10 protein-coding genes are annotated in these 12162 nt (G+C 41.3%); 5 read left to right on the forward strand and 5 right to left on the reverse strand.

What is annotated here, in order from left to right; genetic code table 11:
- Window positions 1–10 precede the first annotated feature (10 nt).
- The 3 genes from FTU92_RS00380 to baeS all read right to left on the reverse strand — a co-directional run bounded on the left by FTU92_RS00380 (window position 11) and on the right by baeS (window position 3872).
- Window positions 11–1411 carry a hypothetical protein gene (locus FTU92_RS00380; protein WP_180095260.1) on the reverse strand — a complete coding sequence of 467 codons (1401 nt, stop codon included), beginning with the start codon at window positions 1409–1411 and terminating at the stop codon, window positions 11–13.
- Window positions 1412–1509: 98 nt separating this feature from the next.
- Complete coding sequence (locus FTU92_RS00385; protein ID WP_168418565.1) at window positions 1510–2196, reverse strand: response regulator; 687 nt, start codon at window positions 2194–2196, stop codon at window positions 1510–1512.
- 20 nt (window positions 2197–2216) lie between these two features.
- A complete protein-coding gene (gene baeS / locus FTU92_RS00390; protein ID WP_180095263.1) occupies window positions 2217–3872 on the reverse strand; it encodes a sensor histidine kinase efflux regulator BaeS in 1656 nt (551 codons plus the stop codon).
- A 135-nt stretch (window positions 3873–4007) separates the two neighbouring features.
- On the opposite strand from baeS, the gene FTU92_RS00395 reads away from it, so the two are divergent.
- The 4 genes from FTU92_RS00395 (at window position 4008) to FTU92_RS00410 (ending at window position 9424) form a co-directional block, all read left to right on the forward strand.
- Window positions 4008–4634: a hypothetical protein gene (locus tag FTU92_RS00395; RefSeq protein WP_004975043.1), complete on the forward strand. Its 627-nt coding sequence runs from the start codon at window positions 4008–4010 to the stop codon at window positions 4632–4634.
- 338 nt (window positions 4635–4972) lie between these two features.
- Entirely contained in the window at window positions 4973–6775 is a 1803-nt protein-coding gene (locus tag FTU92_RS00400) for an acyl-CoA dehydrogenase C-terminal domain-containing protein (protein ID WP_026438352.1), read from the forward strand.
- 219 nt (window positions 6776–6994) lie between these two features.
- On the forward strand, window positions 6995–8776 hold the full coding sequence (locus FTU92_RS00405; RefSeq protein ID WP_180095266.1) for an acyl-CoA dehydrogenase C-terminal domain-containing protein: 1782 nt from the start codon (window positions 6995–6997) through the stop codon (window positions 8774–8776).
- 138 nt (window positions 8777–8914) lie between these two features.
- A complete protein-coding gene (locus tag FTU92_RS00410; protein ID WP_004975036.1) occupies window positions 8915–9424 on the forward strand; it encodes a phosphate-starvation-inducible protein PsiE in 510 nt (169 codons plus the stop codon).
- 78 nt (window positions 9425–9502) lie between these two features.
- Here FTU92_RS00410 and FTU92_RS00415 read toward each other — a convergent pair whose 3' ends face one another.
- Entirely contained in the window at window positions 9503–9973 is a 471-nt protein-coding gene (locus FTU92_RS00415) for an RcnB family protein (RefSeq protein WP_004975035.1), read from the reverse strand.
- Between the two features lie 183 nt (window positions 9974–10156).
- Here FTU92_RS00415 and FTU92_RS00420 point away from each other — a divergent pair, with 183 nt between their 5' ends.
- Window positions 10157–10609 carry a hypothetical protein gene (locus FTU92_RS00420; protein WP_004975032.1) on the forward strand — a complete coding sequence of 151 codons (453 nt, stop codon included), beginning with the start codon at window positions 10157–10159 and terminating at the stop codon, window positions 10607–10609.
- Window positions 10610–10676: 67 nt separating this feature from the next.
- Here the strand turns inward: FTU92_RS00420 and FTU92_RS00425 are convergent, their stop codons facing one another.
- On the reverse strand, window positions 10677–12140 hold the full coding sequence (locus FTU92_RS00425) for a phospholipase D family protein (protein WP_180095269.1): 1464 nt from the start codon (window positions 12138–12140) through the stop codon (window positions 10677–10679).
- Window positions 12141–12162 lie beyond the last annotated feature (22 nt).

Here is a 12162-nt window from a genome sequence, read left to right on the forward strand (position 1 = left end):
CCTTATAATATTAAGGAGCTATAACAAGAATCTGATTATCAACAAATGAAGCGATATAGTTTCCTGTTGAGTTTTTTGTCACCTTACCTTGAGATTTTCCATTTACCATAATATCTGCCTGAGTAAATGTATCAATATTTTCAATAGTGACCGAAGCACCTGTTTTATTTTTAATAACAGCAGATAAAAATGGTTCAGCATTCAACTGTTGTGCTACTAGATTAATATCTAGTACAGACTTATCTACGGCAACTTCAATATTCGCTGTTCCCTTAGTGAGTTCTGAACGCTTTGCATTTACACTTAACACAAATGGTTTTGTCGTAGCTTGAGCACCTTTTAAATTACCAGCTAATTTAAGATATACGCTTGCATCCATAAAATTATCTGGTGTTTCTACAAGAATATTATAAACTTTATTAAAATCATTATTTAAGTTTAACTTTGCATCTAGTTGAAGCAATTCATCATTGAGATCAAGACTACCTTTTAAAATAATTTCTGCAGGTATTAACTGATCATAACTAGCTACGCCATCAGTCAACTTTGCAACTTTAGCTTGAGCTGAAAACTCAGTCAAAATAGCAGTTAATCCTTCACTTTCAAACTGTACATTTAAAAACTTTAATTGAGCATTTTGTGGTAATTCTTCTGCAGCTCGCTCATCCATTTTCATTGCATCCGCATACGTTACTGCAATTGCACTGGTGTTACTAAAACTTAATTTTGCTTTTTTATTATTAGCTAAGTTTTGTACTTCTAAAATACTGTTAGCACCAATTGTCGCATTTAAAGTAGTATTTACCTGATCTAAAACAGGTTCCTCAACTGTAAAATTACCTACAGTAATAGCCATTTCATCACCATAAATAGCATATTCTGGATTTGAAAACCAACCATCAGGCCAATTATCTTGTTGAGCTTTATCAAAATCAAAATTCTGAAAAGTTTCAGCTTTTAATGTACCCGATACTTTTACACTATTTGCACTCGTTACCACCTGCAACGTATTATTTTTTATGTTGTACTCTTGAGTAAAACCACCTAATGCTAATAATTTTTCTAAATCTTTGGCTGTATATGTTTTATTACTCCCACCCGCATCTGCCTGTGCCAAACGTACTAATGTAATAACAATATCCGCAGCGTCAATCAAATCACTTGTTGTACCATTAATCGCCTGTATTGGTTGTTGATAACGTTCACTAATATCAGCAAAGCCATCATAATACGCAACAATATTATTTACCGTCTGAATCAACTCTTTTGCATTAGACAAATCATTGGCTGGTTGTTGAATGACACTACCATCTGCAGGATTTTTGGGTGAAGTGTCACTTCCACCACCACCACCACCACAAGCTGTCAAAATTAAGGCACAAGACACAGTTAAAATCGTTTTTTTCATCATGAGTTTCCCTCTAAAATAATTGTTATAAAAAAACGGTTGAAAAATATCACTTTTTCAACCGCTTAACAATATATTATAAATATATCTTTTATTCTAAATCACTCTTCAGGATACTCAAAACGATAGCCCACACCATACACCGCCTGAATCCATTCATGACGATTTCCCGTTTCGGCAGCGTCAGAAATTTTACGGCGCAAGTTTTTAATGTGGCTATCAATTACACGATCTGCCACTTCAAAACTGTCTGGGTTAATATGGTCTAGCAACTGCGCGCGTGAATACACCTGCCCGACATGCTCTAAAAACAATTCCAATAAACGGAATTCGGTTGGGGTCAAATTCAAGGTTTTTTGTTGATACCAAATGCGCTGCTGTGCTTTATCCATGCGGAATAAATCATTGCTTTCAGGTTCAACTTTACGCTCCAAACGGCGCAACACCGCTTGCACACGTGCCACCAATTCTTTCGGGCTAAAAGGCTTACATACATAATCATCTGCGCCCATGTTCAAGCCTAGCACCCGATCAATTTCTTCAGTACGTGCCGTGACCATAATAATAGGCACATCGGACTGTTCACGCACTTTGCGGCAAATGGTCAAACCATCCATACGCGGTACCATTAAATCTAAAATCATCAAGCTCGGTTTACGCTGCAAAAAGCTGTCATAGGCTTCTTGTCCATCATGAAACATACTGACTTCAAAACCAGCAGCTTCTAAATAATCTCGCACCAATTGGGCAAGTTCAATTTCATCTTCAACCAGCAAGATATGTTTCATGCACGATTCCTTAAAGTCTTTCAAGATTTGATTGTTTTGGGAAAGCTTAATTTGCAACGTAAACCACCCAATGGTGAATGTGCAAAACTTAACTCTCCGCCCAATGCTTTAGCAATTTTGACCGATAAAGCCAGACCTAAACCTGTCCCGCCTGTGGCACGTGTACGTGAATCATCGGCGCGATAAAAACGCTCACCCAAACGGGCCAGTTGTTCATCACTTAGGCCAAACGGGCTGTCATCTACATACACTGTCCACTCGGTTGCGCTTTGACCGGTGTGAATATGCACCTGCCCACCTGCTTCAGTATAGCGAATACTATTACTGAGCAAGTTGAGCATAATTTGTTTAAAACGGTCTATATCCAATTGTAATTGCGTGCCTTCACCCGACACGATCAAGTCCAACTGAGCCTGCTCAAATTTCGGCTTAAAGCTTTCGATTTCCTGCTCAATCACTTGCCATGGATCAATGCTCGAGAAATAGCATTTCAGCTGCATGGCTTCGGCTTGCGCCAATTCCGATAAATCCTGTGTGAGTTTTTTCAGACTATTGACCTGATGCATCATCGCAGCCAAATGCTCTGGTGTGGCTTTGCGGATACCATCTTGCATGGCTTCAATTTGCGCCTGCAACACCGCCAATGGCGTTTTTAATTCATGCGAAGTATCAGCCACCCACTGACGACGTGAAGTTTCATGTTGATCTAAAATCACCGCCAAATGATTCAATTCGGTAGATAAATCACCCAACTCATCATTACGATTGACCTTGACCTGATGCTGATAATGGCCTTTGGTTAATTCACGTGTGCCATTTAATAAGCGCTGAATTGGCTTTTTAAAATAGGTCGCCAACAATAAGGCAGCAATCAAGCTCGCCAAAATACTTAAAGCATAAGCCAATAATAAATAACGAGTTTGTTTACTAAAAAAATTAATACTTAAAGCATCTTCCTGATCTAACACAGGTTTTAAGCCCAGATAACCCACGATTTTTTCACCGACCATAATTGGACGAAAGGAAATTTGAGTTTCAGCAGGCTCTCCCACTACAAATTGCCGCTGGGCATCATATAAAGATAAGCGTGAACTCAAGCCTAAACGGTCAGGCATCGAAATAAATTGTTTTTTTCCAGATGATTCTGTCGTGTTTTGGTGTCCTTCATTTTTACGATCAGGACGGAAAGCATTCTGATTGGCACTCAAAGGAAACACTAAACCTTCAAATGGCTGAAATTGTGAAGGTAAATTCAGCTCTAACCAGCGAAGTTCTTCCGCATTGGCTTGTCGTTTGCCTGGCTCAGGCTCGACTACACTTGAGTTTACATTGGCGAGGGTGTGTTCCTGAAAATAACGCTGCTGCAAAGCAATGTCATACTGACGACGTAACCACCACCGCGATAAACGGTCATAATCATCGGGCGCAGCTTCACCTTCAATTTGGAGAATTTGCGCCTGAATGGCGTTGCCCCAATCGTGATATACCGCATAGACTTCTGCCAAGTTTTGAATGACTAAGTCCAGCTTTTGCATTTCGACATCAGCCACGTATTTACTGAAATTACGCTGCATATTGACATGCAATACCCCCAAACTGACCGTGGTGATCAGTAAGGTCGTCAGCAGCACTGTGAGAAACAGGCGTAATGCGATGGGAATACGGCGAATTTTCAAAAGCGCAATCTCAGCTTTTCTTATTGATTTTGAGCATTGTAACCAACAGTGCTAGAAAAAACTCTCCATTGTTTCTTCATCTTTATTATTTAATCTTAACTGAGTGAAGTTAAAAGCAGGTTGGGGAGTTTGAAGATGAAACAGATGACGAAAATCGCATTACTTGGGGCAAGTGTTTTGGGCATGGGGATTTTAACTGCATGCCAAACCAGTAATGATCTGACCGAACGACAACAAACACGTATGTTTAAACAACATTATGCTCAAGATGGACAACGCTTCAGTCCTGAACAACGCGAGCAATATCGTGCCATGCGTGCAGAACACCGCGCATTTCGTGGGCAGATGCAACAGGCTTGTGACAACAAAGCAGTAGGTACAAATCTACAATTAAAAGTAGGTGATCAAACACTCGCAGGTACCTGTACGATGCGTTTCCAGCCTGATCGCCAGTCATTTAAACAACATCGCCAATATGCGATGCAACAACACCAAGCCATGCGTGCAAAAATGCCGCGTATGCAACAACGTGGTGAAGTGCTGACCGATGCGCAACGTGCTGAAATGACCAAACGGTACGATCAACGATTAGCACAACATCAAGCGCATCAAAAGGCCATGCGTGCTGCCTGTGAAGGAAAAATGCATGGACAACACGTTCAAGTGAAACTGGGCGAACTACAACTCAAGGGACAATGCTTGGTTCGTTTTCAGCCGAATCAACCTATGCAACAAATGAGAATATCACCTACTTCGCGCTAATGCATTCAGGTGAGCACACACTTACACGACTCTAAGGCACTCGATTGAGTGCCTTTTTATTTACCTTTTTATCCACTTCACTTAGACATATCTCTTTACGCTTTTTGACTATTTGTATCATTTCAAATTCAGCAAAACTGTTTACACTCAAGTAACTTAGCCATTTCAAGATAAAAATCTTTGACTTTGCAGTCACCAAGAAATGCTATGCAGATGCTTGTACCGAATTAGAAGATGTTGCACGATTACAACCATTCCAACATGGCATGTCTGAGAAGGCATGCGCTGAAATCCATTTAAAATATAACGCTGGTCAAACCAGTATTGAGGAAACCGATATGCCACAATACAAAGCGCCTTTACGTGATATGCAATTCGTTTTGCATGAATTATTAAATGCCGAAGATCACTATGCAAAATTACCTGCATTCCAAGAAAACGTAAGCCGTGAATTGGTTGACCAATATTTGGAAGCTGCAGCAGATTTCTGTGAAAACGAATTATCTCCGTTAAACCAAGTGGGTGACCGTGAAGGTTGTACTTGGAATGATGGCGTGGTGACTACACCAACGGGCTTTAAAGAAGCGTATCAAAAATATATCGAACTTGGCTTCCCGTCTCTTTCTGCTGAAGAACAATACGGCGGTCAAGGTCTACCTGTTTCTCTAGGAAACGTGATTTCAGAAATGGTAGGTACAGCAAACTGGGCATGGGGCATGTACCCAGGTCTTTCTCATGGTGCTGTACGTACTTTAGAACACCACGGTTCAGATGAACAAAAAGCAACCTATCTGCCAAAGCTTGTTTCAGGTGAGTGGACAGGTACCATGTGTTTAACCGAATCTCATGCAGGTTCTGACTTGGGTATTATCCGTACTAAAGCTGAACCTCAGGCCGACGGAAGCTATGCAATCTCGGGCGAGAAAATCTTTATCTCTGCTGGTGAACATGACATGGCAGAGAATATCGTGCACATCGTATTGGCACGTTTACCTGGTGCACCTAAAGGAACTAAAGGTATTTCTCTGTTCATCGTTCCTAAGTTCAACCTGAATGCAGATGGTTCTTTAGGGGAGCGTAATGGTGTACGTTGTGGTTCAATCGAACACAAAATGGGTATTCATGGCAATGCAACTTGCGTCATCAACTTTGATAATGCGAAAGGTTTCTTGATTGGCCCTGAAAACCGTGGTCTAAACTGCATGTTCACGTTCATGAACACTGCACGTATCGGTACAGCGGTACAAGGTCTTGCAGCATCTGAAGGTTCTTTCCAAGGTGCGTTGACTTATGCCAAAGACCGTTTAGCAATGCGCTCACTTTCTGGTCCGAAAGCTCCTGAAAAAGAAGCAGATCCAATTATTGTGCATCCTGCTGTACGCAATATGCTATTGACTCAAAAAGCGTTTGCTGAAGGTGGTCGCGCACTAGTGTATCTGTTGTCTCTACACGCAGATATCGTTGAACAAGGTGCAACTGAAGAAGAACGTAAGTTCTCTGACAACATCTTGTCTTTATTGACGCCTATTGCAAAAGCATTCTTAACTGAAACAGGTTCTGAATCTGCAAAACATGGTGTGCAAGTCTTCGGCGGTCATGGCTTCATTTCTGAGCATGGCATGGAACAAATTGTGCGTGATACACGTATTTCATGCTTGTACGAAGGTACAACTGAAATTCAAGCAATCGATTTGTTAGGTCGTAAAGTTTTGGGTACACAAGGTGCAATGTTGAAAGACTTCACCAAAATCATCCATAAATTTGCAGAAGCCAACAAAGACAACGCAGCAATGCAAGAATTTGTTGAACCGCTCGCAGCGCTCAATAAAGAATGGGGCGATTTGACCATGCAAATTGGTATGCGTGCAATGCAAAACCCTGAGGAAGTAGGTGCTGCAGCAGTAGACTACATGTACTTCTCTGGTTATGTAACACTAGCTTACCTATGGGCACGTATGGCATTGGTCGCTCAAGAAGCACTTGCAGCAGGCACAACCGATGTAGACTTCTACAATGCTAAAGTGACGACTGCACGTTTCTACTTCAAGAAAATCTTGCCACGTGTTCGCTCACACGTAGACGTGATTGCAACAGGTGTAGAGCCACTATTTGCATTAGATGCTGAACACTTTGCTTTCTAAGCGAAAATTGAAACTCGCTAAATATTGAACATATTTAGCGGGATATTCAAAATGTTGTACTCTTGAGTACAGAAATTGAGAAAGGACGGTCATAGCATTGACAGTCCTTTTTCTTTATAAATAAAGCATTCTTTCGCTTTAGTCGCCTACAACATTCACAATTGTAGATTACACTGAACTCAACGAATCAAGATTCAAACAATAAACAGGTGAACTCACATGCCAATTTATAATGCCCCACTTGCCGATATGAAATTCATCTTAAATGATGTATTCAATGCAGAACAATTCTGGCAAAACAATGAAAACCTCGCTCACCTTGATGCTGCAACGGCTGAAGCAATTTTGGAAGAAATGGCAAAATTTGCCCAAAATGTGACGTTGCCTATTAACCGTAGCGGTGATGAAGAAGGCGCGACCTATAACAATGGCGAAGTCACCACACCTGCTGGATTTAAAGAAGCATTTAAACAATATGCCGAAGGCGGCTGGATTGGTTTAGGCGCAGATGAAGAATGGGGTGGTCAAGGCATGCCAAAAATGCTGACAGTATTGTCAGATGAAATGCTGTTTGCCACCAACCCATCCTTCATGTTGTATCCACTGCTATCTGTCGGTGCAGGCATGGCATTAAGCAGCTATGCATCACAAGAACAGAAAGAAACCTATTTACCTAAAATTTACTCAGGTGAATGGTCAGGTACCATGTGTTTGACTGAACCACATGCAGGAACAGACCTCGGGATTATTAAAACCAAAGCAGAGCCAAATGCAGATGGTACGTACAACATCACAGGGACTAAAATCTTTATTACAGGTGGTGATCACGACCTCGCAGAAAACATCATTCACTTAGTTTTAGCGAAAACACCAGACGCTCCTGCAGGTTCACGCGGTATTTCTTTATTCATCGTGCCAAAATTCTTGGTGAATGAAGATGGTTCGTTGGGTGAGCGCAACCCAGTAGGTCCAGGCTCAATCGAACACAAAATGGGCATTAAAGCCTCTGCAACTTGTGTGATGAACTTTGATGGCGCCAAAGGTTACTTGGTCGGCAAAGAAAATGAAGGTTTGGCAGCCATGTTCATCATGATGAACTACGAACGCCTGTCTATGGGAATTCAAGGTTTAGGTGCATCAGAATTTGCCTATCAAAATGCTGCACAATATGCGACTGACCGTATCCAAGGTCGTAGTGCATCGGGTGTAAAATCACCAAACAAAGCTGCAGACAGCATTTTGGTACATGGCGATGTACGTCGTATGTTACTTAATGCGCGTGCCAATAATGAAGCTTCGCGTGCATTTGCGGTATATGTGGGTCAACAATTGGATATCACTAAATTCTCTACCGATGCAGAAGCTGTGAAAAAAGCCAATGACCGTGTTGCATTGTTAACTCCAATTGCCAAAGCCTACTTAACCGATACTGCTTTCAATGCGACACTTGATGCGCAAATGGTCTTCGGTGGTCATGGTTATATCCGTGAATGGGGTATGGAGCAATGTGTTCGTGATTTACGTATCGCCCAAATTTATGAAGGCACCAACGGCGTACAATCGCAAGACTTGATTGGTCGTAAAACCATTAAATGTAATGGCGAATTTATTGCAGAATACATTGCAGAAATCCGTGATTTCACCAATGGTTTAGATGCAGACCTCAACTTCATTAAAGATGCAACTTTAGATGCAGCGACTGAAGTTGAATCCGTGACTCAATACGTTTTAAATGCAGCCAAAGAAAATGTAGATTTCCCGAACGCAGCAGCGGTTGATTATTTACATGCGGTAGGTTTGCTCAGCTTCTCATATATGTTTGCGCGCATTGCCAATGCAGCCAAGCAAAAAGAGGGTGAGTTCTATCAAAACAAATTGTCATTGGCACTGTACTTTGTACAACGTATTTTGCCAGAACTGACTTTACGCATTACCAAAGTGAAAGCGGGTGCAGAAGTGGTGATGAACTTCAGCGAAGATTACTTCACTAACCAGTCTTAATTAATACATTATCGCAAAAACGCCTGAATCATCAGGCGTTTTTTTGTACTAAATTTTATATCCCTATTCTAATTTGTGCATGAAATTTGCATCACCTTTGTTGAAGTCTGAATATCCATACTCAAACAGGAGGTGAAAATGGCAGTACGTCGTTCAAAAATAGATAAAAATATTCAAGCAGTTGAAAGCCTATTAGACAAATATGGCAATTGGGCTGTAGAAAGTTTTCATTATCTTGCGCTCTTTATCATTGGCTGTATGGTCATTTGGTCTGCTGGACATACGGTAATTGATATTTTCACCATCAAACAATATGCCACTATTGATGACATCTTATTGCTTTTTATCTATTTAGAACTAGGTGCAATGGTGGGTATTTATTTTAAAACCAATCACATGCCTGTGCGTTTTTTAATTTATATTGCCATTACCGCACTAACCCGTTTGCTAATTTCAGATATTCAACACGACCATAAAGCTGATCTCGACTTAGTGATTATTACTGGTTCAATTTTAATTTTAGCCGCTGCAATTTTAGTGGTGCGTTTTGCATCTTGGCATTACCCTTCCGTTATTCGAGACAAGCACAGTGAAAAGCCTTTAGCACAAGGCAAAACCCCTCGCCCAGAAGATGATGAATTGGCGTAAAAATCTAAAATAGGTCAAAAAAATGCTTCTAGATACTCAATATCTAGAAGCATTGATGTCTATGATTTCACTTTTTTCTCAACGATTTGCCACCAACACATAACGCCCATGTTCAAAAATCCAGTACATACCTCGTGGCGGAGCGGGTAAACCCAAGTGCTGCCAGTCGGTCACCACACGATAGGTCGAACTTTCAATATGTGCGCTACTTGGCTCACCATTTACCCAACTGTAACTTTGGTGGTTATATTGCACAGTACTTGGCGCATTGTATTGAATATTGATGCCACTACGAATCGTGGGCTGCCCCCACTGCGGCACAGGTCGTTGATGGTATGGATAATGTGGTGGATAGGAATAGGGTTGCTGTGAATGATAAGGTCGATGCTGCGGATAAGCAGGACGATGTTGTGGCGAATAAGGACGATGCTGATCACGCTGTGTATTGACGCCTGTATATCCTGCCCAACGATTGGTTTCGGCCAAGCTCTGCATCGACACACCTAAAAATAGCATGCCACTCAATGCAGTTAAAATCGCCACTTTCATATCTAGCACTCCTATTTTTTTTCATATTTTTATTCTAAGCTCAAATTAAGGATAAACAATGAATAAAAAATCAGCAATTTTAAACTTTCGTCTCCGCAGATTTCACCGACACGGCTCGCCATTTATGAAATATCTCCAACCCCTATGCTAAGATACATTTTTTTTGAAATTGGATGAAACCTCGTGCCTGAATTAAATTTTGACCGCCTTCATCAGTTTTTCTGCAAAGTTCCAAGTGTACAGCAAGCCCGTGTAGACGCTTATGGTTCAGACGGTCAGCATGCATGGTGGTTCAAATTTCAAATTGATGTAGAACACCCGTTGGCATGGCAAACTGTGCAGGAATTGGGACATGTGCTGAATTATATTTCCAGAGATGAACGCTTACCGACTCAATTCTTACCTGTTTCACCGCCACCGTATATGAATGGTGAAGCCAAAGATTTTTTATCGTGGGTAATTCAATGCAACCATCCAGAATTTAGCCCAGATGTGGTTTGTGATTGGTTAGAAGCGCGTTTACCGAATCCTGTGGATGATGAAGCACAATGGAAAATCAAAACCGATATTGCCGAGTTAGATCAAATGAGTGATAAAGATTTGGATGAAATGGTGCCGCCAAATCCTGTAAAGTAATATTCGGCTCAAAAAATCCCTCTTTCAACAAGAGGGATTTTTGAGTTCAAGGCATAGAATTTAAAAATCAAAAGGTCGATAAACCACTCCATTCCATAAAGCGATACAACGCATATTTCCACTTCGACTCATCGGCATACACCGCATAATCCACACTCATATTTTTACCCTCAAGGTTTGACCATGCGGTATTAAAATAGTGTTGAGCATCCTGAAATACAGGGTCTTGCACCTGTCCGACCACACGCAAGTTGCTTTCTAAATTATAGTTTTTTAAATTACGTGCGGTGAAATTGGCAGAACCTAAAATCAATTCGGCCTGTGTGGCATTCGATTTTATCAGCATTTTATTGTGGCATTGCTCGCCTTGGGTATTACACCAACGTATCTTCACCCCTGCAGCATGCAATTCTGCTGCTACTTGTCGGTTTGGAATGCCATTTTTTTCACGACCAAAGGCATCTTTATTCGGGTCTAACAATACCCGTACCTGTACGCCACGTTGCTGTGCAGCAATTAAAGCCTGAATCACTTTACGTTCTGACAAATAAAACATTGCCAAATCAAGATGCTCTTGCGCCTTAGCATTTTCAATCATTGCTAAACTAGCATCCCAAATAGCCTTTTCCGTTAAAACTTGCACTTGAGGGTAAGAGCGATCTGCCTCAAACTCTCCCACAATCACCCCAGACACATTGCCTTGCGACATACGTGCTACGGCTTGTTCAGTCTGCAAAATATCAACCGCTGTATTGCCTGTGACCACTAAGGCAATATTAGAATGACGCGAACTACCATCATGCGGATTCAATGAGGTCACCAACGCTTTCCAACCTTCGGTGGTATCAACCACAATGGTTTTACGATGGTTGGCTTTAAAATTAAACAGGCTGAAATAACTGCGCAGGGTAATTTTATCTTGCCCGAAAGGACTGGGTAGCCAACCTTTTTCTGCATTATTTGGAATACCCTGACAGCAGAGATACCAAAAACCTGACCACAAAGGATTCGATGCGCGCAGCGGGGTTAAATCTGTTTCAATCACATCAATGCCCGCCTGACGCAATTGACGATAATGCTCAGGCGCGATGCCGCCATATACCGAATTAATGGGATCGGTAATGACTTTGATTTCAATATTCGGCTGCATCCGACGTTTATGAATTAAAGCATCGGTGAGTTGCTGCGTTAGCGGTTGATGCTGCTGTTTAGACGTTCCCACTTCAGAGTTAAATAAGAACATATCCAACACAATGGTGCTTTGTGCTGCATCAATCAGCCCTAAAATTTCATTAAAAATTTGATGCTGTTGTTGCTGAACGCCTTGCGCATCAATATAGGTCTGATCGGCAATAAATTTAATAGGCGCATGACGTAATTTTCCAGTGTAATTCAGCCCTTCGGGTAATGGTTTTAAGCTGTGGTAGGTCGCAGACGCCAAATAACCTAAAGCTAAAAAACCTAAAATAAGTCCCACATACGCCCGAGGCGACCAATTCAATTTTTGATGAATTCGCTGAAAGATACGCATAACAAAAAACCTAGTCCGATGC

The sequence above is a fragment of the Acinetobacter sp. YH12205 genome (assembly GCF_013418125.1).
Classification (GTDB): Bacteria; Pseudomonadota; Gammaproteobacteria; order Pseudomonadales; family Moraxellaceae; genus Acinetobacter; species Acinetobacter towneri.